General features: G+C 69.5%; 24 protein-coding genes. 9 read left to right on the top strand and 15 right to left on the bottom strand.

Features of this window, described 5'->3' with window-relative positions; genetic code table 11:
• Position 1: 1 nt before the first annotated feature.
• Complete coding sequence (locus ET475_RS12580; protein ID WP_129390746.1) at positions 2-883, top strand: phosphotransferase; 882 nt, start codon at positions 2-4, stop codon at positions 881-883.
• A gap of 3 nt (positions 884-886) precedes the next feature.
• Here ET475_RS12580 and ET475_RS12575 read toward each other — a convergent pair whose 3' ends face one another.
• Genes ET475_RS12575 through galU form a run of 3 tightly spaced genes read right to left on the bottom strand, consistent with a single transcriptional unit; the run spans position 887 to position 3,494 of the window.
• A complete protein-coding gene (locus ET475_RS12575) occupies positions 887-1,900 on the bottom strand; it encodes a large exoprotein (protein WP_129390743.1) in 1,014 nt (337 codons plus the stop codon).
• A gap of 59 nt (positions 1,901-1,959) precedes the next feature.
• Complete coding sequence (locus tag ET475_RS12570; RefSeq protein WP_129390740.1) at positions 1,960-2,589, bottom strand: GNAT family N-acetyltransferase; 630 nt, start codon at positions 2,587-2,589, stop codon at positions 1,960-1,962.
• Between the two features lie 20 nt (positions 2,590-2,609).
• Positions 2,610-3,494 carry a UTP--glucose-1-phosphate uridylyltransferase GalU gene (gene galU / locus ET475_RS12565; protein ID WP_129390737.1) on the bottom strand — a complete coding sequence of 295 codons (885 nt, stop codon included), beginning with the start codon at positions 3,492-3,494 and terminating at the stop codon, positions 2,610-2,612.
• A 32-nt stretch (positions 3,495-3,526) separates the two neighbouring features.
• On the opposite strand from galU, the gene ET475_RS12560 reads away from it, so the two are divergent.
• Genes ET475_RS12560 through mscL form a run of 3 tightly spaced genes read left to right on the top strand, consistent with a single transcriptional unit; the run spans position 3,527 to position 4,854 of the window.
• Positions 3,527-4,123 (top strand): 5-formyltetrahydrofolate cyclo-ligase, encoded by a 597-nt coding sequence (locus ET475_RS12560; RefSeq protein ID WP_129390734.1) that lies wholly within the window; start codon positions 3,527-3,529, stop codon positions 4,121-4,123.
• 12 nt (positions 4,124-4,135) lie between these two features.
• On the top strand, positions 4,136-4,408 hold the full coding sequence (locus ET475_RS12555; RefSeq protein WP_129390731.1) for an FmdB family zinc ribbon protein: 273 nt from the start codon (positions 4,136-4,138) through the stop codon (positions 4,406-4,408).
• Positions 4,409-4,443: 35 nt separating this feature from the next.
• Complete coding sequence (mscL, locus tag ET475_RS12550; RefSeq protein ID WP_129390728.1) at positions 4,444-4,854, top strand: large conductance mechanosensitive channel protein MscL; 411 nt, start codon at positions 4,444-4,446, stop codon at positions 4,852-4,854.
• A 1-nt stretch (position 4,855) separates the two neighbouring features.
• On the opposite strand, the gene ET475_RS12545 is transcribed toward mscL, so the two are convergent.
• Together ET475_RS12545 and ET475_RS12540 are read right to left on the bottom strand one after the other, a co-directional pair.
• Positions 4,856-5,038, bottom strand: coding sequence for a hypothetical protein (locus ET475_RS12545; RefSeq protein ID WP_129390725.1), 183 nt, complete (start codon positions 5,036-5,038; stop codon positions 4,856-4,858).
• Positions 5,028-8,648: an AAA family ATPase gene (locus ET475_RS12540; RefSeq protein WP_242497853.1), complete on the bottom strand. Its 3,621-nt coding sequence runs from the start codon at positions 8,646-8,648 to the stop codon at positions 5,028-5,030. The genes ET475_RS12545 and ET475_RS12540 overlap by 11 nt, the downstream gene beginning before the upstream one ends.
• A gap of 283 nt (positions 8,649-8,931) precedes the next feature.
• On the opposite strand from ET475_RS12540, the gene ET475_RS12535 reads away from it, so the two are divergent.
• On the top strand, positions 8,932-9,450 hold the full coding sequence (locus tag ET475_RS12535; protein WP_129390720.1) for a methylated-DNA--[protein]-cysteine S-methyltransferase: 519 nt from the start codon (positions 8,932-8,934) through the stop codon (positions 9,448-9,450).
• A 69-nt stretch (positions 9,451-9,519) separates the two neighbouring features.
• Here ET475_RS12535 and ET475_RS12530 read toward each other — a convergent pair whose 3' ends face one another.
• Together ET475_RS12530 and ET475_RS12525 are read right to left on the bottom strand one after the other, a co-directional pair.
• On the bottom strand, positions 9,520-11,133 hold the full coding sequence (locus ET475_RS12530; protein ID WP_129390717.1) for a solute symporter family protein: 1,614 nt from the start codon (positions 11,131-11,133) through the stop codon (positions 9,520-9,522).
• Entirely contained in the window at positions 11,130-11,501 is a 372-nt protein-coding gene (locus ET475_RS12525; RefSeq protein ID WP_129390714.1) for a DUF485 domain-containing protein, read from the bottom strand. The genes ET475_RS12530 and ET475_RS12525 overlap by 4 nt, the downstream gene beginning before the upstream one ends.
• A 122-nt stretch (positions 11,502-11,623) precedes the next feature.
• Between ET475_RS12525 and ET475_RS12520 the strand changes: the two genes are divergently transcribed.
• The gene (locus ET475_RS12520) at positions 11,624-12,472 is read left to right on the top strand and encodes a helix-turn-helix transcriptional regulator (protein ID WP_242497629.1); all 849 of its coding nucleotides are present in this window, start codon (positions 11,624-11,626) and stop codon (positions 12,470-12,472) included.
• Positions 12,473-12,516: 44 nt separating this feature from the next.
• Positions 12,517-12,858, top strand: coding sequence for a histone-like nucleoid-structuring protein Lsr2 (locus ET475_RS12515; RefSeq protein WP_129390711.1), 342 nt, complete (start codon positions 12,517-12,519; stop codon positions 12,856-12,858).
• 54 nt (positions 12,859-12,912) lie between these two features.
• Here ET475_RS12515 and ET475_RS12510 read toward each other — a convergent pair whose 3' ends face one another.
• Positions 12,913-13,950, bottom strand: coding sequence for a putative FMN-dependent luciferase-like monooxygenase (locus tag ET475_RS12510; protein ID WP_129390708.1), 1,038 nt, complete (start codon positions 13,948-13,950; stop codon positions 12,913-12,915).
• A gap of 169 nt (positions 13,951-14,119) precedes the next feature.
• Between ET475_RS12510 and cysK the strand changes: the two genes are divergently transcribed.
• Together cysK and epsC are read left to right on the top strand one after the other, a co-directional pair.
• Positions 14,120-15,058: a cysteine synthase A gene (cysK, locus tag ET475_RS12505; protein ID WP_129390706.1), complete on the top strand. Its 939-nt coding sequence runs from the start codon at positions 14,120-14,122 to the stop codon at positions 15,056-15,058.
• Between the two features lies 1 nt (position 15,059).
• Complete coding sequence (gene epsC / locus ET475_RS12500) at positions 15,060-15,629, top strand: serine O-acetyltransferase EpsC (RefSeq protein ID WP_129390703.1); 570 nt, start codon at positions 15,060-15,062, stop codon at positions 15,627-15,629.
• Here epsC and ET475_RS12495 read toward each other — a convergent pair.
• The 7 genes from ET475_RS12495 to lysA all read right to left on the bottom strand — a co-directional run bounded on the left by ET475_RS12495 (position 15,620) and on the right by lysA (position 24,291).
• Positions 15,620-16,024: a hypothetical protein gene (locus ET475_RS12495; protein ID WP_129390701.1), complete on the bottom strand. Its 405-nt coding sequence runs from the start codon at positions 16,022-16,024 to the stop codon at positions 15,620-15,622. The two genes, epsC and ET475_RS12495, sit on opposite strands and share 10 nt — an antisense overlap.
• Positions 16,025-16,151: 127 nt before the next feature.
• Positions 16,152-17,228, bottom strand: a complete 1,077-nt coding sequence (gene prfA / locus ET475_RS12490) for a peptide chain release factor 1 (RefSeq protein ID WP_129393942.1) — start codon at positions 17,226-17,228, stop codon at positions 16,152-16,154.
• A gap of 21 nt (positions 17,229-17,249) precedes the next feature.
• Entirely contained in the window at positions 17,250-19,307 is a 2,058-nt protein-coding gene (gene rho / locus ET475_RS12485; RefSeq protein ID WP_422879915.1) for a transcription termination factor Rho, read from the bottom strand.
• 191 nt (positions 19,308-19,498) lie between these two features.
• Positions 19,499-20,476 (bottom strand): homoserine kinase, encoded by a 978-nt coding sequence (gene thrB, locus ET475_RS12480; protein ID WP_129390695.1) that lies wholly within the window; start codon positions 20,474-20,476, stop codon positions 19,499-19,501.
• Complete coding sequence (gene thrC / locus ET475_RS12475; protein ID WP_129390692.1) at positions 20,473-21,561, bottom strand: threonine synthase; 1,089 nt, start codon at positions 21,559-21,561, stop codon at positions 20,473-20,475. Before thrC ends, thrB begins: the two co-directional genes overlap by 4 nt.
• A 1-nt stretch (position 21,562) precedes the next feature.
• Positions 21,563-22,903, bottom strand: coding sequence for a homoserine dehydrogenase (locus ET475_RS12470; protein ID WP_129390689.1), 1,341 nt, complete (start codon positions 22,901-22,903; stop codon positions 21,563-21,565).
• A complete protein-coding gene (lysA, locus tag ET475_RS12465; protein ID WP_129393940.1) occupies positions 22,900-24,291 on the bottom strand; it encodes a diaminopimelate decarboxylase in 1,392 nt (463 codons plus the stop codon). The genes ET475_RS12470 and lysA overlap by 4 nt, the downstream gene beginning before the upstream one ends.
• Between the last annotated feature and the right edge of the window lie 71 nt (positions 24,292-24,362).

Below are 24,362 nucleotides of genomic sequence, written 5' to 3'. Positions count from 1 at the left end.
GATGGCCCGCATGCCCGCCGCCGAGATCGATGTGACCGGCGACCTCGTCGCACGGCTGCTGGCCGCGCAGCATCCTGACCTCGCCGACCGGCCGATGGTGATCGGCGCGAACGGGTGGGACAACGTCATGGTGCGCCTGGGTGACGATCTGGCGGTGCGGGTGCCCCGACGCGCCGCGGCGGCCGCTCTCGTCGAGCACGAGCAGCTCGTGCTGCCGCGGCTCGCACGCCGGCTGCCGGTCGCCGTGCCCGTGCCCGTGCGCGTCGGGCGCCCGACAGACTTCTTCCCGTGGTCATGGTCGGTCGTGCCCTGGCTGGCGGGGGAACCCGCGTTCCGGCAGCCGGCGAGCGCGCGCGACGGATGGGCGGGCGACTTGGCCGATGCGCTGGTCGCCCTGCACATGCCCGCCGATGCCGATGCCCCGCACAACCCCGTGCGCGGCGAGCCACTGGCCGAGCGCGCCGACATCGTGCGCGCGCGGATAGACCGGGCCGACCCCACCGGGCGGCTGCGCGCCCGGTATGACGCCGACGCGGCCGCACCGCGGCATCCCGGACCACCGCTGTGGATCCACGGCGATCCGCATCCGTTCAACATGCTCGCCGATGCGAGCGGCCTGCGCGCTCTCATCGACTTCGGCGATGTCACCGCGGGGGACCCGGCAACCGACCTGGCCACCGCGTGGCTGACCTTCACCCCGCACGGCCGTCGCGCGTTCGTCGCCCGCTACACCGAACGCACGGGGGCGGATGCCGCGCTGTGGGCGCGTGCGCGCGCGTGGGCCGCGCGCATGACCTCGTCGCTGCTGACTGCCAGCGACGACCACGCCGAACTGGCCGCCCTCGGCGACTTCGCTCTCGGGCAGGTGCTCGGCCGGCGGTGAGGCTCAGCCGGCCGCGCGCCGGGCGAGCAGCTCGCGCACGTGCGCCTCGATCTCGGCATCGTCGACGCGGCCCGTCCGTGCCAGCCGCGCCGTGTCCAGCTGCGGGGGCCGCGACTGCTGTGCGCGCTCGCGCAGCGGCTGGTCGAGCGCCGCCTGGCGCACCTGCTCACGCTCGGCCGCGGCGGCGACCACAGCGGCCGCACGAGAGCCGGCCGAGGCCGTGAGCGGCCGGGGCAGCTCACGCGGCTGCCAGGCGCGCTCGTCGGCGAGGTCGATGTCTTGCGGTGCGCGGGCGGTCCGTTCTCGTGCCACCTCCGCCACCGAGACCGGCACGGCTGCGGCGCGGGCGCCCACCCGCGCCATGCGCACCAGCAGCAGCGCACACACCAGCGCCACCGCACCGCCGATCCACACCGGCGTGGTCGCGCCGCCGGTCGCCCAGAAGAACCCGCCCCATCCCGCAACGGCCAGGGCGAGGCATCCGAACACCGTCACGGTCTGGCGCGCGCGGCGCCGGGCACGCGCTCGACGTGCCTCAGGGCGGCGGCGGGCTTCGGTGATCTCGGCCCGAGCGCGCGCCTGTGCCGCGGCCCGCTCGGCGTCGGCACGTTCGCGGGCGGCGAGGCGCTCGGCGTCGGCGCGCTCGCGGTCGAGCCGCGCCTGCTCGAGCTGCACCTGCTGCCGCGAGAGTTCGGCCTGCTCGCGTTCGGCGAGCATCTGACGTTCGAGTCCGTCGCGCTCGGCCTGTGCTTTGCGCGCGAGCTGCTCGCGCTCGGCCTGCGCGCGACGCGCCAGCTTCTGCTGGGCCAGCGCGGTGCGCGCGTTCAACTCCACACGCACCTCTTCGGGCGTCTCGCTGGTCTCGGCGAGCACGCGCAGCGCCTGATTGAGGCGCACGGCGTTGCGCTGCGCGGCATCGTACTGATGCCGGCTGTACCAGCTGGGCAGCAGGTAGACCAGCCACAGCACCACCGCCACCAAGACGATGATCCCCCCGCCCAACACCTGCCCACCCATGCTGACCACGGTAAGCGACGTCGCGGCCGGTGCCGTGCTCTGCGGGCGCGTGTCGCGCGCTAAGCCGGCAACCGGTCGGACGGCGGTATGGCTGCGGCATCCTGCGGCGCGCGCCCCGACGTCCAGCGCGCGAGCACGCCCTCGGGCACATCTTCACGCGTCAGCGCGAACGCATAGTGATCTCGCCAATCGCCATCGATGTGGATGAACCGGCGGCGCAGACCTTCGTAGCGGAAGCCGAGCTTCTCGACGACCCGCAGGCTCGCCTTGTTCTCGGGGCGGATGCAGATCTCCATGCGGTGCAGGCGCAGCTCGCGAAAGCAGATGTCTGTGGCCAGGGCCACCGCCGTCGGCGTGATGTCGCGGCCGGCGAAGCGCTCGCTGACCCAGTACCCGATCGTCGCCGAGGCCAGCGAGCCCCGCGAGATTCCCCAGACGTTCAGCTGCCCGGCGATCTGGCCGTCCCACTCCGTGACGAAGGGGACCCCGGCGCCGTCGCGATACTGCTGCAGCAGACGGCGCACGCCCAGCCGCATGTCCATCGACACCGGCCCGTCGGGGCTGGTGGCCTCCCACGGCCGCAGCCAGGAGCGGTTGGAGAGCAGCTCGTGCTGCAGCACGCGGGCGTCTTTCTGCCGGATCAACCGGATCGAGACAGCCCCGTGGCGCTGCGGATCAGTGAGGTCCATCTCGCTCCTCCCCCGACCGACTACAGCGTCTCGGCGAACTCCTTGACCCAGGGACGCAACTCGGGCCCGAGGTCCTCTCGATCGACGGCCAGCTGAACGATGGCCTTGATGTAATCAAGCCTATCGCCGGTGTCGTAGCGACGCCCGCGGAACACCACTCCGTACACACCCGCCTCGGGGTCGGCGGCGAGCTCCTCCAGCGCGTCGGTGAGCTGGATCTCGCCGCCCTTGCCCGGCTCGGTGCGCTCGAGGATCTCGAACACCTCGGGAGAGAGCACATACCGGCCGATCACCGCGAGATTCGACGGGGCATCCTCGGTCGCCGGCTTTTCCACCAGACCGGTCACCCGCACGACGTCGGGGTCGTCGGTGGCCTCGACCGCGGCGGCGCCGTACATGTGGATCTGCGACGGGTCCACCTCCATCAACGCGATGACGGTGGCGCCGCGCTTGTCGTACTCGTCGAGCATCGTCGGCAGCAGCGGGTCGCGCTCATCGATGAGGTCGTCGCCCAGCAGCACCGCGAAAGGGTGATCGCCGACATGCGCCTTGGCCCGCCACACCGCGTGGCCGAGGCCCCGCGGCTCGCCCTGTCGCACGATGTGGATGTCGGCCATCTCGTTGGACTGCTGCACCTTGGCCAGCCGCTCGTTGTCGCCCTTGCGCACGAGCGTCTGCTCCAGCTCGGGCACCGAGTCGAAGTGGTTGGCGATGTTGTTCTTGTTGCGCCCGACGATGATCAGGATGTCTTGGATGCCGCTGGCCACGGCCTCTTCGACGACATACTGGATGGCCGGCTTGTCGACGACCGGCAGCATCTCTTTGGGCATGGCCTTGGTCGCGGGAAGGAACCGCGTTCCCAGCCCGGCGGCGGGGATGACGGCCTTGAACGGCTTGTGTGGCATGCCCTCATGCTAGCGACCGTAGAATCGAGTTCATGCCCGACCCGATCGACGACGCGAAACGCGCCCTGCGCGCGGAGCTGCGCGAGCGGCGTCAGCTGCTCACCGACGCGGCCCGCAAGGATGCCGCAGCCGGCATCGCCGCCCAGTTGGAGGCGCTGGTCGACCAGGTCGGCGCGCACGCGGTCTCGTGCTATCTGTCCACCCGCGCCGAGCCGGAGACGCGCCCGTTCCTGAACGCGGCCGTGGCCCGCGGCATCCGCGTGCTGTTGCCCATCACCCGCGTCGACGGGCTGCTGGACTGGGTCGTGGCCGACCCCGACGCCGACGTCACCGAGGGTGTTCTGGGCATTCCCGAGCCGGTCGGCGAGCTGCTGGGACCCATCGCCGTCAACGACGTCGACCTCATGATCATTCCGGCGGCGGCCGTCGACCGCTCCGGCATGCGCTTGGGCTGGGGCCGCGGATACTTCGACAAGACGATCGGGTCGATCCAAGGCTGCCCGCCCGTGTACGCGGTCATCTTCGACAGCGAACTGCTCGATGAGGTGCCCAGCGACGTGCACGACCAGCCGGTCACCGGCGTGGTCACCCCGACCCGCACCATCACGCTCGCGCCCGAGGGGCGCTGAAACCGGAGAACGATGCCCACCTACGCCTATGCCTGCAAGACCTGCGGCCACCGCTTCGACGCCGTGCAGTCCTTCGCCGACCCCTCTCTGACCGTCTGCCCCGAGTGCGGCGGCGAACTGCGCAAGCAGTACGGATCGATCGGAGTGACCTTCAACGGCTCGGGCTTCTACCGCACCGACTCGCGAAAGACGCCGCCCTCCGGCGATTCGGGTAGCGGTGCGGCGGCATCTTCGACATCATCGAAGCCGGAGACGAAAGCCTCCCCCGCACCTGCGGGTTCGTGACCGGCACACGCCGGGAGACATTCGGGGGGACCGAAGTGATCAAAGGCTTCAAGGAATTCATCGCCCAGGGCAATGTGATCGATCTGGCCGTTGCGGTGGTCATCGGCACGGCGTTCAGCGCGGTGGTCACGGCCATCGTCGAAAGCATCATCAATCCGCTGATCTCACTGTTTTGGAAGGCGGATGCCAGCGGCAAGATCGGCTTCACGATCCACGGGCTGTACGGCGATGTCGTCTTTCCGATCGGCACCCTCATCACCGCGTTGATCAGCTTCCTGGCCATCGCGGTCGTCGTGTACTTCGTGTTCGTCTACCCGATGAACACCTTCAAGGAGCGCCGTGCCGCCAAGCTGGCCGCCGGCATCACCGACGAGCCCGAGGCGCTGCCCACCGAGCAGGAGCTGCTGGTGCAGATCCGCGATCTGCTTGAGAAGCAGAAGGACTGAGTCAGTAGTGCGGCGGCTTCTCGCGCCGCATCCGCTCATCATTGGGACCGGCCGCTGCCGGCGAGTCATCCTCGTCGGTGCCGGCCGGTTCTGTGCTGGTGCCGGGAGCCGGCGTCAGCCGTGCGCGGCGCGCACCCGGCACGCGCACGACGCGCTGACGCGGGCCGGAGTCGTCAGTCGACATCGATCGGCTGAGTGTCGGCATCGGCCCGCGGCGTGGCGGGGTCGACGCCGAGGATCCCCGCAATGCGCGCCGCGACGGCGGCGGGATCGCTGTACAGGTCGAACGAGTGCACCCGCACATAATGCCATCCCAGGCGCCGCAGCACCTGGGGGCGCAACCGCAGCGCCTCGCGCAGCGAGCCGGCGGCGGTCTCGGGGTCGGATTCGGCGACCACGGCCTTTCCGCCGTACTGCGCCACCAGCGGCAGCAGACCACGGTAGTGCACGTCGACCGAAACGCCCAGGCGACGCAGTTCTCGCGCCAACGCGAGTGTGAGCGGGTCGGCGAGGTCTTCCAGGCGCGCCTCGCGGGCACGCGCGGCGATGCCGGAGAGAACGGTCATGAGGGTGGAGGCCCCGTACTCGAGCCGTCCCTCGTCGAACGACGACGGGCGGATGCACGAGACGAGCACCATTGACCGGCGTGCCCGCGTCATGCCGACCGTCAGCAGCCGCTCGCCGTCGGGGGTGGACAGATCGCCGAAGTCGGTGAGCACGCGGCCGTGGCGCGTCAGACCGAAACCGAGCGAGAAGATCACGCGATCGCGGCTCTCGGCCACCGATTCCTCGAGCGTGAGCACGGCGAACGGTTCGGCGGTGTCGCGCGAGACGAAATCGGCGACGTCAGATCGACCGGCGAAGGCGGCGTCGACGGCGGCGCGCACGCGCTCAGCGTGCTTGGCGCTCGCGGTGACGACCATGAGGGACTCGCTCCCCCGGTTCACCGCGTGCTCCACGACCAGGGTGACCACCCGCGCCACCTCGGCGTCGGGGCTCTCCACGGCCCCGGTGTCGGGGTCGGGAACGCCCATCCCCCCTTCGACGTAGTCGACGGCGAGGCTTCCGCGCCCGAGGTACGAGCCGGCCCACGGCAACGAGGCGAGCTCACCGCCGTAGAAGGCGTCATTGACGAGTTCGGCCAGGTCTTCACCACCGGCCCGATAGCTGCGGGTCAGCGTCTCGACGGGAACAAGCTCGGCAAGACGCTCGAACACACTCGCGGTGTCGAACGGATCCTCGTCGTCGCCACCCTGATCGACGAGGGTGCGTCCGGCGGCCACGCGGAACGGGGTGGGCTGCTGGGTGACCGGATCTCCGAAGGCGACCACGTGGCGCGCCCGACGCAGTGCCGGCGCCGCCTCGGCGAGGTTGAGCGCTCCGGCATCGGCAAGCAGCACGGTGTCGAACACGACGTCGTCGGGAATCAGGGTCGCCTCGTACGGCGAGCAGATCCATGCCGGCGCCAGCGTCTTGGCCAGCGAGGGAGCGATGGTGAGAAGACCCGCCGCAGTGATCTCGCCGGCCTTCAACGCCTGCTTGAGCCGGCCGGCCTCGTCGGCGTGATCGACGATGCCGATCCGCCACTGCGTGGCCAGGCGCGCGGCGAGCAGGGGACCGGATGCCGCGACATGTGCCTCGTCGACGAGCCTGAAGTCGCGCTCCAGCCGGTCGACGACGGCCGTGTTGGCACCGAGAAGCGCACGGTCCGAGCGCAGCAGGTACTCCAGGGCCGACTGCCACCACGCGAACTCGAGCTCGGCGCGCACCCGTTCCTCCGACACGTGGCGCACGCTCAACTCGAGAAGCAGCGGTTCCAGCCCCATGTCGGCCAGCTCGCTGCGCAGGGTGGCGCGTTCGACGAGATTGTCGAAGTACGCCGAATCAGCGGCGAGCCCGCCCAGCCGCCGGATCAGCGACTGCACCGGCTCGGCGCCGAGCGCCTCGGAGCGGGAGAGCACGGCATCGAGCTGCGTGAGCCCGTCGTGCGTGCGCTGCCAGAGCGCGGCGACCTCGCCGATGCCGATCGGCACCTCGGGGCCGGCGCCCGAGCGGTCGGCCAGCCCTTCCCAGTCACTGCGCTGGCGCTGGATGCGCACGAGCGCTTCGTACATGTCGGCAACGTGCACGCCCGGTCGCACGTATTCGCGCGCCAGCCGGCGCAGGCGGCGCCGGTCGGCACCGGAGAGCTGCGGCGCATCGCGGCGGGGTCCGTGTGCCTGGATGAGCTCGGTCAACGGGCGCTCGAAGACGGTGGCGCTGAATCGGTCGAGCGAGTCGCGGATCCCCTGCAGCAGCTGCAGGTACGTGCCCAGTTCGGTCACGGTGCGGAACGGACGCATATGCGTCTGCGCTATCAGCTCGTAGCCGCGCTCGAGCAGGGCCGGCACGTCGTCGCGATGCAATCGGCGCGCCAGCGCGTGCGCGTCGCGTGCGGCATCCGTCGTCGAGAACGTCACGCCGTACCAGGGCGAGTCGTCGGGACCGAACCGGAACTCGCCCAGGTGCGCGGCGGCGACCAGTTTGTCGGCGGCTTCACCGCGCGAGGTGCGCAGCCGCTGCAGCGTCGCCGAGTCGAAGCGCGCCGTCGTCTCAGGAGGCTCGTGCACGGCGGCCAGTGACGTGAGTTCGCGCACGACCTCGAGCGCCGACACGCCCAGCTCGGGCCGCACTGCCGTCAGTGCACCGCGATAGTCGCGCAGCACCGTGCGCAGGCGCACCAGTGCGTCGTCGATCTCGGCGACCTTGGGCGCGGTGGCCTTCTCGTGACGGCCGATCGCACGGATGAGGTCGCGCCGCAGACGCGTCGGCGAGACGGCCAGCCCGTCGAGCCCGATACCCGCCAGCCGATGCCGCACGCCTTCGAGCGTCGAACGCCGGGCGCTGACCACCAGCACGCGCTTGCCGTCGTCGATGAGGGCGCCGAGGGCGTTGATGACCGTCTGCGTTCCGCCGGTGCCGGGCAGGGTGTGCACGACCAGCGATTGACCGTCGACGATCCGGGCGAGCACGTGCTCCTGCTCGGCATCGGCATCCAGCAGGAAGGCGTCGGATGCCGGGGGCCGGTCGTCGGTGTCGGTCACGGCGGGCGCATCCCGGTGCAACGACAGCAGCGCACGGTCGTCGGTGTGTCCGGCCAGCGCGTTGAGCACCGGATGGTCGAGGGCGGCGAGGTCGCGTGCCTGGCGCGCGCCCACGTCGGCGAAGGTCGAGACGATGAGCCGGGGTCGCACGCTGAACGACGGGATGTGCGCGGTGACCTGTCGCAGCTGGTCGATCACCGGCTGCGGATTGAACACGCCCGCCTGCGTGGCCAGGGCGGCCAGCTGCGCGCCGTCGATCTGAACACCGAAGTGCCGGCGCAGGCTGCGCACGAGTTCGGGGTTGATGGCGAAGGCGCCGTGCAGCTTCACCTCGAAGTCACTGTGGTGGCGGCGGATCGCGGTGGGGCGCAACAGCACGGGGGCGCAATACGAGTCGTCGCCGATCGTCCATGTCACCAGCCCGACAGCCAGGCGCACGGCATCCAGCCCTCGGGCGGTGCGCAGTTCGACGCTCTTGGCCGCGAGCTGGGCCGCCGCCAAGCGTGCGGTGCGCAGCGCGACCTCATCGCGGAACAGATTCGAGAGCAGCGTGGAGCGTCCGGTGATGAACTGCGGAAGACTTCCGGGGTGGGCCTTGGTGATCTCGATCAGCGGGTCTTGGCCGTCGGCGAAGCGCAGCAGGGTCGAGCGTCCGCCCAACCGCGCGGCCTGAGTACGGATGCGCTCGCGTTCCGGCTCTGCCACATGCATGACCGTCACCCCCGGCTCTGCGAGCACGAGGGCACCCGGAGTCACTTCGGCCGGTGCCGCGGCCTCTGCCACCCCGGCCACTGCATTACCCTCGCCTCGCCACACAGACACACACTAAGCGGCGCGGGTGCACCCGGGCGGCATCTGACCGCGAGTTTCGCCCGATTGGGCGGACACGCCGGGGTGATCGGCGATTCCTCCCCAGGCGGGGGCGCCGGTCGAGTTGTCCACCGATCCGGTGCACACGCCCACCGGGCCGCCACCGGATTGCCAGGATGGAGGCATGACCGAAGCCACTTTCACCGTCCATCCCTCCCCTGTCGGCGATGTGCTGCTGGTCTCCACCGAGGTCGGGCTCGTCACCGCGCACGTGCTGCACGGCGACGAGCGCGACCTCGATGAGCAGCTGGCCCGGCTGACGCTGGCACTGCGCGTGCTGCCCGGGCGCGATGACTCCGCCGTCGACGAAGCGCGTCGTCAGCTCGACGACTACTTCGATCGGCGCCGCACCGACTTCGACCTCACCTTGGACTGGCGGCTCGTGCACGGATTCTCCCGCACCGCACTGCAGACCGTGCAGCACATCCCGTACGGGCAGACCGCCGGCTACGGCGAGGTGGCGGCCATGGCCGGCATTCCGCGGGCGGCCCGGGCCGTGGGCAACGCGTGCGCACGCACACCGTTCTCGGTGATCGTGCCCGTGCATCGGGTGGTGCGTGCCGACGGTTCGGTCGGCGGATACGGAGGCCGGGCCGAGGTCAAGCGATTTCTGCTCGACCATGAGCGCGGCGTGGGCGTGTAGGCCGCCCGCACGCAGCGCGGCCCCGGAACGATGTCCGGGGCCGCGGTGCATATCAGTGCACGGTGGGTATCAGTGCACGGTGGGTTTCTCGGCACCGAACCCGGTCAGCGACCGCACCTCCATCTCGGCGGCCCGCCCGGCATCCTCCTTCTTCTTGGAGAGCACCGAGCCCAGAGCGCCCAACACGAATCCGATCGGGATCGAGACGATGCCGGGGTTGTTCAGCGGCCACAACGCCGTGCCGGTGTTGGCGAAGACGCTCGCCTCACCACCCCAGAACACCGGGGAGAGAAAGATCAGCACGATTGCCGACGCGAGGCCGCCGTACATGCTCCACACCGCGCCGCGCGTGGTGAAGTTCTTCCAGAACAGCGAATAGAGGATCGTCGGCAGGTTCGCCGAGGCCGCCACCGCGAACGCCAGGGCGACCAGGAAGGCCACGTTCTGATGCTGCACGCCGATCCCGCCGATGATGGCCAGAATGCCGATGACCACCACGGTCCGGCGCGCGACCTTCACCTCGGCCCCGGGAGCCACCGTGCCCTTCTTCACGACGTTCGTGTAGATGTCGTGCGAGAACGACGCCGCCGCGGTGATCGTCAGCCCGGCCACCACGGCGAGGATCGTCGCGAAGGCGACCGCCGAAATGATGCCCAGCAGCACCGGGCCGCCCAGATGCGCGGCCAGCAGCGGCGCGGCCGAGTTGACCCCTCCGGGGGCGTTCTTGATGGCCTCGGGGCCGACCAGGGCCCCTGCGCCGTAGCCGAGCACGAGGGTCAGCAGGTAGAAGATGCCGATCAGCCAGATGGCCCACACCACCGAGCGCCGCGCCTCTTTGGCGGTCGGAACCGTGTAGAAGCGCATCAGCACGTGCGGCAGTCCCGCGGTGCCCAGCACCAGCGCGAGTGCCAGCGAGATGAAGTCCCAGGGATTGCTGCCGTATTGCAGCCCAGGACCGAGCACGCCCTCTCCGGCCGGCGAGGCCGCCACCGCTTCTTCCAGCAGCGTGTTGATGCTGAACCCGTGCAGCGCGAGCACCCACACCGTCATGACGACCGCACCCACGATGAGCAGGAACGCCTTGACGATCTGCACCCAGGTGGTGCCCTTCATGCCACCGACCAGCACGTAGATGATCATCAGCACGCCCACCACAGCTATCACCAGCGACTGCCCGAGCTGGCCGTCGATGCCCAGCAGCAGCGAGACGAGTGCCCCGGCTCCGGCCATCTGTGCGAGCAGGTAGAACAGGCACACGACCAGCGTCGTGATGGCGGCCGCCATGCGCACCGGGCGCTGCTTCAGCCGGAACGAGAGCACATCGGCCATCGTGAACTTGCCGGTGTTGCGCATGAGTTCGGCCACCAGCAGCAAGGCGACCAGCCATGCCACGAGAAAGCCGATCGAGTAGAGGAACCCGTCATACCCGTTCACCGCGATGGCGCCGCAGATGCCCAGGAAAGACGCCGCCGACAGATAGTCGCCCGAGATGGCGAAGCCGTTCTGCGGTCCGGTGAAAGAACGGCCTGCCGCGTAATAATCGGCCGCCGTCTTGTTGTTGCGGCTGGCCCGGATCACGATGAACAGCGTGACAGCCACGAACAAGGCGAAGATCGTCATGTTCAAGATCGGGTTGTTGTCCACTTCGGTGGCCTGCTCGGCCGTGCGAACAATGCCGTTCATGACGCCGCCTCCTGCCGCGCCTCGAGTTCGGTGCGGATCTGCTCGGCTTTCGGATCCAGCCGCCGGTTCGCATACGACACGTACCACATCGTGATCGCAAAGGTGGTGACGAATTGGCCGAGCCCGAACAACAGGCCTACCGTGATATCGCCCCACACCCGCTGTGACATGAAGTCGGTCGCAAACGACGACAACAGCACATAGATGAAGTACCAGATCAGGAATGCGATCGACAACGGGAAGACGAAACGTCGCTGTGTGGTGCGCAGAGTGCGAAACGGCGCCGACTCTTGTACGGCGACGTAGTCGATATCGCCGGTATCGGCGATATCAGCAGTGGATTCGGACACGGGGCCTCCTTGCCTCATGACGATGCGACGCGGCGGTGCGTCGCGGGGATGCCCGTTTCTCGGGGGGACGAGAAGCGGGTAGTAGGGTTGACGCTACGAAAAACGCCGATGTCGTCGTCACCCCCGGAAGTAGGTAGCGCGTGAGAACGCCACCCGACGAATCCGATGTGCATCTCATCGAGCGCGCCGTCGGCGACCTCACCCGCCGCACCCGGTTTCCCGTCGCCTTCGGCGGGATGCTGCGTGACGGTGCCGTGCACGTGAGCGCGGTCGCCGGTGCCCGCACCCGGCATCTCGACGCTCTCGTGGTCGAGTCGGGGCGCGGGCTGGGCGGGCGCGCCGTGCTCGAGACGCGACCGCGGCTCGCGCTGGACTATCGCACCGCGAAGGGCATCACGCACGACTACGACCGCATGGTGCTCGGCGAGGGCATCGCGACCCTCTTCGCCGTGCCCGTCATCGTCTCGGGCACACCGCGGGCCGTGCTCTACTGCGGGTCGTGGGGGCAGGCGCCGCTGGCCGAACCCGCCGCACGACCGGCCTTCGCCATCGCCGACGACGTGGCCGCCGAACTGCGCGTGCGCGACGAGGTCGAGCGACGCTTGGCACGGGTGCATGCCGCCCCGAGGGCCACGGCTCTGCCCGCTGCCGCTCAAGAGCAATTGCGCGAGGCTTATGCGCATTTGCGGCGCATCACCGCCGGGGTGCAGGATGCGACGCTGCGTCAACGACTGAACGAACTCGAAAAGCGACTGGCAACCATGGCCGCTTCGGCTTCCGAGATCGATGTCGAGGCCGCGCTCTCGCCGCGCGAGACCGATGTGCTCGCCTGCGCCGCACTCGGCTCCACGAATGCCGAGATCGCCGTCGCATTAGGGCTGAAAGAGACCACCGTGAAGTCGTATCTCTCGTCGGCGATGGCGAAATTGGATGCCACGACGCGGCATTCCGCGGTGGCAAAAGCAAGGCGCGCGGGAATCCTCCCGTGAAGATTCAGTAGGAGAACGCGATATCAGCCGATATGCTCCTTTCCATGGCTCGCAAAATAGTGCATCAGCTGGTTGACGACATCGACGGCACGGTTCTGGAACCCGGACAAGGGCAGACCGTGCTTTTCTCACTCGATGGAGTCGCTTATGAAATCGATCTGACCGACCAGAACGCGGCGACACTGCGTGACGCGCTCTCGTCGTATGTGTCGGCGGCGCGCGCGGTATCAGGAAGCCGCACGCGTCGTTCGTCGGCCGGCCGCGGCGGTTCGGGTCGTCGCGACCTGGCTGCCGTGCGCGCCTGGGCCAAGCAGAACGGCCACAAGGTCTCGGACCGCGGCCGCGTGCCCCAGGTCGTCCTCGACGCCTACGACGCCGCACACTGACGCAACGCACTGAGCCCGCTCGCGCGCATCGCCGCGGGCGGGCTCAGTGCGTGCTCACCGCGTGCTCAGCGCCGGCGCCGCGAAGCGGCTCGGCCGCCACCCCAGTGCGGGTGCCACCTCGCCGGCGATGAGCTGGATCGACCGCAGCACCAGCTCATGCGGCGGGTCGACCGGGTGCACCTGGAACACGATGTCGCTCGCGTCTCGCAAAATCTCGTCGGCACGCAGCGCCTCGACGAGTTCGGCGGGTGTGCCCACGTGCACGTCCAGCTGCGCGAGGGTCTCGGCCGTGGACAGCCCCGGCGGCAGAACCACTCCCGCCCGCTCGGCCAATGGCAGCGCACGCTCGGCTGCGCGTTCGGCGAGCGCCCGGGCGGTGATCCGGTCGTCGGTGGCGAACACGGTGCGCGATGCCAGTACCCGCGCGCCCACCTGCGGCGGCAGCGCATCGAGGTACGCGCGCACGATCGGGCGCTGCACCTGCGCCAGGCTCTGCTCACCCTGCGCACGCGGCTGGGTGCGCGAGAGCATCAGGCCGTTGCCGGCCGCACCGATGCGGGTGGCTCCGCTCGCCGAGAACGTCGCCTCCCACAGCGTCGCGCGCAGCTCGGGCGCCGCCGGATACAGCACCGCCCCGTCGCTTGTCAGCGGCTGACCGGCCAGCGCGTGGGCGAGGCGGGCCAGGTGCTGCTGGTAGACCTCGTGTCGCAACGCGACATCCGTTCCGAACACCGCGAACGACGCGTCGGGCTGCCCGCTGCCCACGCCGAGTTCGAACCGGCCGCCCGACAGCCGTGTGAGCACCGCGGCATCCTCTGCCACCCGCACCGGGTCTTCCAGCGGCAGCGCCACGATGCCGGTGCCCAGCGTGATCTGCTGTGTGTAGGCGGCGGCGTATGCGAGCAGCACGAAGGGCGAGGGCAATCCTCCCTCGTCGCGGTCGAAGTGGTGCTGGGCCACCCACGCGGTGTCGAATCCGGCGCGCTCGGCGGCCACTATCTGCTCGACCGCGAAGCGAAAGCGATCGGCGGCCGTGGCCTCTTCGAGCACGCGCGTGAAGAATCCGAGTCGCGGGCGTGGCGTTCGTTGCATGGGGGCTCCTGATCGACGTGTCCCCGACGTTAGGACGAGAGCCGACGCGGGGTGTGTCCGGTGACCACGTGTGACATCCGGTGACGGTTTGTGACACCTCACCCGAGTGGGGCTCTAGGCTGAAAGCGACCTCGTTCTGCGATCCCGCCCTATACCCGAAAGGCCACAGATGCCCGGAATCCACGCTGACATCACCACGACATTCGGTGAGACGCCGCTGGTGCGGCTGAACCGTGTCACCGAAGGGGTCGGAGCCGAGGTGCTGGCCAAGCTCGAGTTCTTCAATCCCGGCTCGAGCGTGAAAGACCGCCTCGGCATCGCCCTGGTCAACGCGGCCGAAGCCTCGGGTGAGCTCAAGCCCGGGGGCACGATCGTCGAGTCCACGAGCGGCAACACCGGCATCGCGCTGGCGCTGGCGGGCGCGGCCCGCGGCTACAAGGTCATCATCACGATGCCCGCATCGCTGTCGAAGGAGCGCCGTTATCTGCTGCGGGCGCTGGGCGCCGAGCTCGTGCTCACCGACCCGTACAAGGGCATGACCGGTGCCATCGAGGTCGCCGAAGAGATCGTCGCCAAGACGCCGGGGGCGATCCTGGCCAAGCAGTTCGAAAACCCCGCGAACGCCGAGATCCACCGCAAGACCACGGCCGAGGAGATCTGGCGCGACACCGAGGGCGACGTCGACATCTTCGTGGCCGGCGTCGGCACGGGCGGCACCATCACCGGTGTCGGCCAGGTGCTCAAACAGCGCAAGCCCGATGTCAAGGTGATCGCCGTCGAGCCCTCCGACTCACCGCTGCTGGCCGAGGGACACGCCGGTCCGGCCAAGATCCAGGGCATCGGCCCGAACTTCGTGCCGCCGGTGCTGGACACCTCGATCTACGACGAGGTGATCGGCGTCGCGTTCGATGACGCCATTGCGACCTCTCGTGCTCTCGCGGCCAAAGAGGGGATCCTCTGCGGTATGTCGGCCGGCGCCGCGGTCTGGGCGGCTCTGCAGGTGGCAGCTCGCCCCGAGTCGGCGGGCAAGAAGATCGTCGTCATCATCCCCGACACCGGCGAGCGGTATCTGACCACCGCCCTGTTCGAGGACGTCCGCGAGGGCTGAGATGAGCGTCTGGGGACGGATCCGAGAGGATGTCGCGGCCGCCCGGCTGCGCGACCCGGCAGCCCGCAGCGGGCTGGAGATCGCGCTGCTCTACCCCGGGCTGCACGCCATCTGGGCGCATCGTGTCTGGCACCTGCTGTGGATTCGGCGGGCGCGGTTCCTCGCGCGCGCCGGATCGCAGCTCACGCGCTGGCTCACCGGCATCGAGATCCACCCCGGCGCGACGATCGGGCGCCGCTTCTTCATCGACCACGGCATGGGCGTGGTCATCGGCGAGACGGCCGAAGTGGGCGATGACGTCATGCTCTATCACGGGGTGACGCTCGGCGGACGTCAGCGCGAAGGCGGCAAGCGGCATCCCACCATCGGCGACGGCGTGGCCGTGGGCGCGGGCGCGAAGGTGCTCGGTCCGATCACCATCGGCGCCGGTAGCGTGATCGGCGCCAACGCCGTGGTCACCAAAGACGCACCGGCCGACAGCATCCTGGTCGGTGTGCCCGCCAAGCCGCGCCCACGCAAGCCGGGCGAAGACACCCGTGCGCTGCTGGCGGCGCCCGAGTACTACATCTGAGAGCCGGTGGCGCGCACCTGCTTCTTGATGAAGATCATCGGCAGCAGAAGCGTGGCCAGTGCGGTGACCACCCAGACGATCACCGGTGCCAGGACCCAGGCGATCGCGTCGGTGATGCGCAGGCTGCCGATCGGCAGCAGCACGACGATCAGCAGCGCGACAAGCGTCGAGACGATGCCGATGCCGCCCAGCAGCGCCGGGGCGTATCGCTTCGCCATGCGAGCGATCCAGGGGGCGAGAACGCTCTGCAGGATCGCGAAGATCACCACGCACAGCACGAAACCCCACCAGTTCGACCACTCGATCACGAACCCCCCGAGCACGAGGTCGGCCACGATGAGGCCGAGCGCGGCCGACAGCACGAAGATGAGCGCACGCAGCCCGAACATGATCATGCCCCGACCCTATCCGTGCCTCGGGAAATTCCATATGGAATTTCCCAGACCACATCAATTTTCCGGAAGTTTGATGTGGAGGGGGAAATTCCATATGGAATTTCCCTGGCGGGGCGGGGCGGGGCGGTCAGGCGCCGGCCAGAGCCGCCAGGCGCGCCTCTTCGTCGGCGGCGATGCACGAGTCGATGACCGGGCCGAGAGCGCCGTCCATCACCTGATCGAGGTTGTAGGCCTTGTACCCGGTGCGGTGATCGGCGATGCGGTTCTCGGGGAAGTTGTAGGTGCGGATGCGCTCGGAGCGATCCATGCCGCGGATCTGCGAGTGCCGGGCATCGGATGCCGCAGCCGCCAGTTCTTCCTGCTGGCGCGCGAGCAGCCGCGCGCGCAGCACGCGCATGCCGGCCTCGCGGTTCTGCAGCTGGCTCTTCTCGTTCTGCATCGAGACGACGATGCCGGTGGGCACGTGGGTGATGCGCACGGCGGAGTCGGTGGTGTTCACCGACTGACCGCCCGGGCCGCTGGACCGATACACGTCGATCTTCAGATCGTTCGGGTTTATCTCGATCTCATCGGGCTCGTCGACCTCGGGAAAGACCAGCACGCCGGTCGTGGAGGTGTGGATGCGCCCCTGCGACTCGGTGGCCGGCACCCGCTGCACGCGGTGCACGCCGCCCTCGTACTTCAAGTGCGCCCATACTCCCTGCGCCGGATCGGTGGAAGACCCCTTGATCGCCACCTGCACGTCTTTGTACCCGCCCAGGTCGGACTCGTTGCGCTCGAGCAGCTCGGTCTTCCACCCCTGCGCTGCGGCGTACTGCAGATACATCCGCAGCAGGTCGGCCGCGAACAGGGCCGATTCGGCCCCGCCCTCGCCCGCCTTGATCTCCATGATCACGTCGCGCGCGTCGTCGGGGTCGCGCGGGATGAGCAGCCGCCGCAGCTTCTCCTCCGCCGCGGTCAGCTGCTCTTCGAGCTCGGGGACCTCGGCGGCGAATGCCTCGTCTTCCTTCGCGAGCTCACGTGCCGCCGACAGGTCGTCGGATGCCGCGGCCCACGCTTCGTGCGCAGCGACGATCTTCGACAGCTCGGCGTACCGCCGGTTCACTCGCTTGGCGCGAGCAGCGTCGGCGTGCACGGCCGGATCGGAGAGCTCGACCTGCACGGCCTTGTGCTCTTCGATCAGACCCCGCACGGAGTCGAACATCGCGGGCTCGGACACGACGGCTCAGCGGATGCTGTTCTCGTGCCCGTGGCTGTGGCCGCCGGCGTGGTTCGAGGTCGGGGCAGGGATCGACTTCTGCATCTGCACGAGGAACTCGACGTTCGAGCCGGTCTCCTTGAGCTTGCCCAGCACGACCTCGAGCGCCTGCTGCGGGTCCAGACCCGCCAGTGCGCGACGCAGCTTCCAGGTGATCTTGACCTCGTCGGGGCTCAGCAGCATCTCTTCACGACGCGTACTGGACGCGTTCACGTCGACCGCCGGGAAGATGCGCTTGTCGGCCAGCTGGCGCGACAGGCGCAGCTCGCTGTTGCCGGTGCCCTTGAACTCTTCGAAGATCACGTCGTCCATCTTCGAGCCCGTCTCTACCAGCGCCGTGGCCAGAATCGTGAGCGAGCCGCCGTTCTCGATGTTGCGCGCAGCACCGAAGAAGCGCTTGGGCGGGTACAGCGCCGAGGCGTCCACTCCCCCGCTGAGCACGCGACCGCTGGTGGGCGCCGACACGTTGTACGCACGACCCAGACGGGTGATCGAGTCGAGCAGCACAACCACGTCGCGGCCCAGCTCGACGAGGCGCTTGGCGCGCTCGATGGCAAGCTCGGCCACGGTGGTGTGGTCTTCGGCGGGACGGTCGAAGGTCGAGGCGATGACCTCGCCCTTGACCGTGCGCTGCATGTCGGTGACCTCTTCGGGTCGCTCGTCGACAAGCACGACCATGAGGTGCACCTCGGGGTTGTTGGTCGCGATGGCATTGGCGATCTGCTGCAACACGATGGTCTTGCCCGCCTTGGGCGGCGCGACGATCAGGCCGCGCTGGCCCTTGCCGATCGGGGCGACGAGGTCGATGATGCGCTGCGTGAGCTTCTCGGGCGCCGTCTCGAGCCGCAGGCGCTCCTGCGGGTAGAGCGGCGTCAGCTGCGAGAACTCGACGCGCGTGGCGGCGTCGTCGGTGCTCAGCCCGTTGATCGAGTCGACCTTGACCAGGGCGTGGTACTTCTGGCGGCTGGACTGCTCGCCCTCGCGCGGCTGCTTGATGGCGCCGACGATGGCGTCGCCCTTGCGCAGGTTGTACTTCTTGACCTGGCCGAGCGAAACGTACACGTCACTGGCGCCAGGCAGGTAGCCGGTGGTGCGCACGAAAGCGTAGTTGTCGAGCACGTCGAGGATGCCGGCGACGGGAACGAGCACGTCGTCTTCGTTGATCTCGGTCTCGAACTCGTCGTTCGGCTGGCCGTTGCGACGCTTGTTGCGCTGGCGGTTGCGGTTGTTGGCAGTCGACTGATCGTCGTCGTCGGACCCGCCCGGGTTTGCCGCGCCGCTCGTATTGCGGTTGCGGTTGCGGTTGCGATTGCGGTTGCGGCGACCGGTCTGCTCGCCACCGTCGCTCTGACCCTCGCCGTTCTCGCCGGATGCCGCCGCGTCGTCGGACTTCTCAGCCTCGGCGGTGGCCTTCTGGCCCTTGCCCGCGGTGCGGCCGCGGCTGCCCTTGCCCGCCGTGGTCTCGGCGGGCTCGCCGTTCCCGGCGTCGGATGCATCGGTCTGCGGGGCGGAGGCCTCTGGGGCGGGCGCACCGCTCGGCGCGGCGGGCTCGGCAGCGGGCTCGGCGGAGGAGGCAGGAGCGGACTTCTCGGCCGCGGGCGCGGATTCTGTCTTCGACTCGGCCTTGTCTTGCGCAGCAGGCGCCTCGCCGGCGACCTTCTTCTTGGCCGGCGTACGACGCTTGGTCGCCGGCTTCTTCGGCTCGGCGGGCGCCTCGTCGGAGGCGCTCGGGGCCTCCGGAGCAGAGGCCGCCGGTGCGGCGTCGGGCGCGGCCGCGGGTGCAGTGTCGGGCGCAGCAGCCGCCGGGGCAGCGGCAACCGGTGTCGGCTCGGGCGTGACGACCTCGGTCTTGGCGCGGCGCGGGGCGCGCTTGCGCGGCGGTGCAGCCGGCTCGGTGGCCGGCGCGGTCTCGGCAGGCTGCGCCGGCGAGGCGGCAGCACTTGCGGTGTCGGACGCGGCGGTGCGATCTGCGACGGTGCGATCGGCGGTGGGCGCGTCGGTGTGGACCTCGGAGATGGACTCCACGAGTTCTCCCTTGTGAAACGAATGGATAAGCAGACCCGCGCGGTGCCGTCGTCGACGCACACCGATGCGCCCGTGGGCTGGGTCACCGACCGGTGACAGGCCTCCAGGACCTGACCGGAAAGATGACGCCGGCTGTCGGGGGCAGTGCGGGTGTTCGCAGAATTGCGATGGAGGATTCGATTCTCGCGGCCTTATGTCGCATGCGACGCGGGCTGCCGAGCGGCCTCCGTATACTCCCTCACTGTACCACCCTTGAAGTCGACGGCGAGCATCTGGGCCTCCCAGGGCGTGTTCGTGACGGATGCCGCAAGCCGGGCCGCCTCGAGGCGTCGGCCGGGTCCGTCGGCCAGCACGAGGACGCTGGGCCCCGCCCCCGAGAGCACGGCCGCGAACCCTTCCTGACGCAGCCGGCGCACCAGCGCGTCGGTGTCGGGCATGGCCTGGGCGCGGTAATTCTGATGGAGCTTGTCGTCGGTGGCCGCCAGCAGCAGTTCGGGGCTCTGCGTGAGCGCGGCGATCAACAGGGCCGAGCGCGAGACGTTGAACACGGCGTCTTCGCGGGTGACCTGCAGCGGCGTCAGCTCACGCGAGATGCGGGTGGGCATCGTCGACTCGGGAACGAACACCACAGGCGAGACGCCACGGTGTACGAGCAGCTTCTTGTACTGCGGCCCGTTCTCATCCATCCAGGCGATGGTGAGGCCGCCGAACAGCGCCGGCGCCACGTTGTCGGGGTGGCCTTCCAACTCGGTCGCCAGGCGCAGCAGTAGCGAGGGGCCGAATTCCACGTCACCGGCCAAGAGTCCCCGAGCCGCCAGCAGCCCCGCGACGACGGCGGCGCCGGACGAGCCGAGTCCCCGGCCGTGCGGAATGACGATGCGCGTCGACAGCGCAATACCCGGCATTCGCCGTCCGACGGCTTCGAACGCGTAGGCGATGGCGCGCACCACGAGATTCGATGCGTCGCGCGGCACCTGGTCGGCACCGGGCCCGGTCACTTCGACACGCAGCTCACCCTCACCCAGCGCCTCGACCACCAGCTCGTCGTACAGGCTCAGCGCGAGCCCCAGGGTGTCGAACCCCGGTCCGAGGTTCGCGCTCGTGGCAGGAACCCGCACCGCGACGGCGCGACCGGGCACCGCCGCCGGAGACGGCGGGGCACTTCTCACGCGGTCGCCTCCGCGGCCGACAATGACAGCACCTCGGCGACGTCGCGGGTATCGGCATCCACCACCGTCGGCACGACCTCGGTGCCGTCGGAGCGCCGCAGCGCCCACTGCGGGTCTTTCAGTCCATGCCCCGTGACGGTGAGCACCACCCGCGCTCCGGCAGGGATAGCCCCGGCCTCGGCCCGATCGAGAAGTCCCGCGACACTGATGGCCGACGCCGGCTCGACGAAAACGCCCACCTCTGCGGCCAGGATCTTCTGCGCGGCCAGGATCGCGGGGTCTTCGATAGCGCCGAACCAGCCGTTGGTCTCGTCACGCGCCTCCAGCGCCAGGTGCCATGAGGCGGGGTTTCCGATGCGAATGGCGGTGGCCACCGTCTCGGGAGCGGTCACGATCTCACCGCGCACGATCGGCGCCGAGCCGGCGGCCTGGAAGCCGAACATGCGCGGCACTCGGGTGCTGGCCCCACGGGCGGCCTCTTCACGGTAACCGCGCGAGTAGGCCGTGTAGTTGCCCGCGTTGCCGACCGGGATGAAGTGGAAGTCGGGGGCGTCGCCCAGCTGCTCGACGATCTCGTAGGCGGCGGTCTTCTGCCCCTCGATGCGGTCGGGGTTCACCGAGTTGACCAGGTGCACCGGGTAGTTGTCGGCCAGTTCGCGGGCGATCTCGAGGCAGTCGTCGAAGTTGCCGCGAATCTGGATGAGCGTGCCACCGTGCGCGACGGCCTGGCTGAGCTTGCCCATGGCGATCTTACCTTCGGGCACCAGCACCGCCGCGGTGATCCCGGCGTGCGCCGCGTAGGCGGCGGCCGAGGCCGAGGTGTTGCCGGTCGACGCGCAGATCACGGCCTTGGCGCCGTGCTCGACGGCCCGGGAGAGGGCCACGGTCATGCCGCGGTCCTTGAACGAGCCGGTCGGGTTCATCCCCTCGAACTTCACCCACACCTCAGCGCCGGTGCGCCGGGACAGCGCGGGCGCGGGAATCAGCGGGGTGCCGCCCTCGCCGAGGGTGACCACGGTCGAGGTCTCGGTGACGCCCAGTCGATCGGCGTATTCGCGCAGAACCCCGCGCCAGACATGTGCCATTTCAATCTCCTTCCACGCGCAGCACCGACACGACGCGCTCGACCACGTCGTCGTCTGCGAGCCGTGCAACGGTCTCGCTGAGGTCCTGCTCCAAAGCCTTGTGCGTTCCGATCACCAGACGCGCCGAACCTGCCTCGGCAGCATCGTCGCCGGGCTGTCCCGGAGTCTGTTCCAGAGTCTGTTCGACGGTCGCGATCGAGACGCGGCCGTCGGAGAGGATGCCGGCCACCCGGGCGAGCACGCCGGGCCGGTCGTCGACCTCGAGGGTGATCTGGTAGCGGGTGACGACCTGGCCGATATCGACCGTGGGCAGGTTGGCCCGGGTCGATTCGCCCACGCCCGCACCGCCGGCGATGTGACGCCGCGCGGCCGAGACGACGTCGCCGAGCACGGCGGATGCGGTCTGCACTCCACCGGCGCCGGCGCCGTAGAACATGAGGTTTCCGGCGGCCTCGGCCTGCACGAACACGGCGTTGTTCACGCCGTGGACGCTGGCCAGCGGATGCTCGCGCCGGATGAGTGCCGGGTACACCCGCACCGAGATGGCCTCGTCGGATGCCTCGCCACGGCCGGTCAGCCGCTCGCAGACGGCGACCATCTTGATGACGTAGCCCGCGTGCCGCGCGGCATCCATCATCTGCTTGGTCACCCCGGTGATGCCCTCGCGGTGCACGGCCTCCAGCGGCACGGTGGTGTGGAAGGCGAGGCTGGCCAGGATCGCCGCCTTCTGCGCCGCGTCGTGTCCTTCCACATCGCCGGTCGGGTCGGCTTCGGCGTAGCCCAGACGCTGGGCGTCGGCGAGGATGTCTGCCATCTCGGCGCCTTCGACGTCCATCCGGTCGAGGATGTAGTTCGTGGTGCCGTTGACGATGCCCACGATCCGGTCGACCCGGTCGCCGGCCAGCGAGTCACGCAGCGGCCGGATGATCGGAATGGCCCCGGCCACGGCCGCCTCATACGACACCGAGGCGCCCACCTGGTCGGCCGCGTCGAAGATCTCGGCTCCGTGGGTGGCCAGCAGTGCCTTGTTGCCCGTGACCACGTCGGCACCCGAGTTGAGCGCCTGCAAGAGGTACTCCCGGGCGGGCTCGATGCCGCCCATCAGCTCGATGACGATGTCACTTCCGACGATGAGAGTCTCGGCGTCGGTGGTCAAAAGCTCCCGCGGCAGCTCGACATCACGTGGGGCGTCCAGGTCGCGCACGGCGATGCCGGCGAGCTCCAGCGCGGCACCCGAGCGGTCGGCCAGTTCGTCGGCGTGCTCGAGCAGCAGACGCGCGACCTGCGAGCCGACGGATCCTGCTCCAAGCAGTGCGATGCGCAGGCGACGGTAGTCGATCATGCCTTCCCTTCTGCGCCGACGTCTGCACTCAGCAGGTCGGCGATGGTCTGACCGCGCACGATGACGCGGGCGGCTCCGTCACGCACGGCGACGACGGCCGGACGTGGCAGGTAGTTGTAGGTGCTGGCCAGCGAGAAACAGTACGCCCCGGTCGCGGGCACGGCGACCACGTCGCCGGGGGCGATGTCGCCGGGTAGGTACTCACGGTCGACGACGATGTCGCCCGACTCGCAGTGCTTGCCGACCACGCGCACGAGGGCGGGTTCGGCGTCGGAGACGCGCGACGCGATGCGTGCACAGAAATCGGCGCCGTACAGCGCCGGACGCGCGTTGTCACTCATGCCGCCGTCGACGCTCACGTACACACGCTCCCGGCCCTCGCCCAGCGCGACCGTCTTGACGGTGCCTGCTTCGTAGAGGGTCACTCCCGCCTGGCCGACGATGATGCGACCCGGTTCGAACGCCAGATCGGGGATCGGGATGCCGCGCACCTCGCACTCGCGGGCGACGGCGTCGACGATTCCCTGGGCGAGCTGCTCCACCGGTGTCGGATCGTCGGCCGGGGTGTAGGCGATGCCGAATCCCCCGCCGAGGTTCAAGAGCGGGATCGGGCCGCCCTCCAGCAGCTGCGCATGCAGGTCGACAAGTCGCGAGGCCGATTCGGCGAAACCGGCGACCCCGAAGATCTGCGAGCCGATGTGACAGTGCAGGCCCTCGAATCGCAGCGCGGGCAGCTCGCGGATGCGCGCGACCGCCGCGGCCGCGGCATCCATCGCGAACCCGAACTTCTGGTCTTCGTGCGCGGTGGCGAGAAACTCATGGGTCTCGGCGTGCACGCCACTGTTGACCCGCACCAGGACCTTCTGCACCGTGCCGGCCCGGTCGGCGATGGCGGCGAGCCGCTCGATCTCGATCGGGCTGTCGACGATGACGGTGCCCACCCCCACCTCGACAGCACGCTCGAGTTCGGCGACGCTCTTGTTGTTGCCATGGAAGCCGAGGTGCGCCGGGTCGGCGCCGGCGGCCAGAGCGACCTCGAGCTCTCCCCCACTGCAGACATCGACGTTCATGCCCGCCTCGGTCACCCAGCGCACCACCTCGGTGCACAGGAACGCCTTGCCGGCGTAGTAGACACGCGTGGCGACGCCGTGTGCGGCCGCTGCCGCGTTGAAGGCGGCGACGGTGCGATGCGCGTGCGCGCGTACTTCGGCTTCGTCGACGACATACAGCGGAGTGCCGAAGCGCTCCTGCAGCTCGCTGACCGCGACGCCGCCGAGCATCAGAGCGCCCGCGTCGTCGCGTCGGGCCGAGCCCGGCCAGACGCCCTGCTGCAGCGCATTGGCGTCGTCGGGGACGCTCAGCGGGGCGCGGGGATCAGACGCGGACAAGAATGAGGACCAATCGGTGGAGGGCACGGCGGGTGCATGCGGTTGTCGTACGCAGCGCGTCGACGCGGGCA

The organism is Microbacterium protaetiae (genome assembly GCF_004135285.1).
Taxonomy (GTDB): Bacteria; Actinomycetota; Actinomycetes; order Actinomycetales; family Microbacteriaceae; genus Microbacterium; species Microbacterium protaetiae.
This window is presented reverse-complemented; position numbering and strand designations above follow the sequence as displayed.

Coding starts and splice junctions, on each gene's coding strand:
- ET475_RS12580 (WP_129390746.1), top strand. CDS start 2: ATGGCCCGCATGCCCGCCGCCGAGATCGATGTGACCGGCGACCTCGTC.
- ET475_RS12575 (WP_129390743.1), bottom strand. CDS start 1,900: ATGGGTGGGCAGGTGTTGGGCGGGGGGATCATCGTCTTGGTGGCGGTG.
- ET475_RS12570 (WP_129390740.1), bottom strand. CDS start 2,589: ATGGACCTCACTGATCCGCAGCGCCACGGGGCTGTCTCGATCCGGTTG.
- galU (WP_129390737.1), bottom strand. CDS start 3,494: ATGCCACACAAGCCGTTCAAGGCCGTCATCCCCGCCGCCGGGCTGGGA.
- ET475_RS12560 (WP_129390734.1), top strand. CDS start 3,527: ATGCCCGACCCGATCGACGACGCGAAACGCGCCCTGCGCGCGGAGCTG.
- ET475_RS12555 (WP_129390731.1), top strand. CDS start 4,136: ATGCCCACCTACGCCTATGCCTGCAAGACCTGCGGCCACCGCTTCGAC.
- ET475_RS12545 (WP_129390725.1), bottom strand. CDS start 5,038: ATGTCGACTGACGACTCCGGCCCGCGTCAGCGCGTCGTGCGCGTGCCG.
- ET475_RS12540 (WP_242497853.1), bottom strand. CDS start 8,648: ATGCATGTGGCAGAGCCGGAACGCGAGCGCATCCGTACTCAGGCCGCG.
- ET475_RS12535 (WP_129390720.1), top strand. CDS start 8,932: ATGACCGAAGCCACTTTCACCGTCCATCCCTCCCCTGTCGGCGATGTG.
- ET475_RS12530 (WP_129390717.1), bottom strand. CDS start 11,133: ATGAACGGCATTGTTCGCACGGCCGAGCAGGCCACCGAAGTGGACAAC.
- ET475_RS12525 (WP_129390714.1), bottom strand. CDS start 11,501: ATGAGGCAAGGAGGCCCCGTGTCCGAATCCACTGCTGATATCGCCGAT.
- ET475_RS12515 (WP_129390711.1), top strand. CDS start 12,517: ATGGCTCGCAAAATAGTGCATCAGCTGGTTGACGACATCGACGGCACG.
- ET475_RS12510 (WP_129390708.1), bottom strand. CDS start 13,950: ATGCAACGAACGCCACGCCCGCGACTCGGATTCTTCACGCGCGTGCTC.
- cysK (WP_129390706.1), top strand. CDS start 14,120: ATGCCCGGAATCCACGCTGACATCACCACGACATTCGGTGAGACGCCG.
- epsC (WP_129390703.1), top strand. CDS start 15,060: ATGAGCGTCTGGGGACGGATCCGAGAGGATGTCGCGGCCGCCCGGCTG.
- ET475_RS12495 (WP_129390701.1), bottom strand. CDS start 16,024: ATGATCATGTTCGGGCTGCGTGCGCTCATCTTCGTGCTGTCGGCCGCG.
- prfA (WP_129393942.1), bottom strand. CDS start 17,228: ATGTTCGACTCCGTGCGGGGTCTGATCGAAGAGCACAAGGCCGTGCAG.
- thrC (WP_129390692.1), bottom strand. CDS start 21,561: ATGGCACATGTCTGGCGCGGGGTTCTGCGCGAATACGCCGATCGACTG.
- ET475_RS12470 (WP_129390689.1), bottom strand. CDS start 22,903: ATGATCGACTACCGTCGCCTGCGCATCGCACTGCTTGGAGCAGGATCC.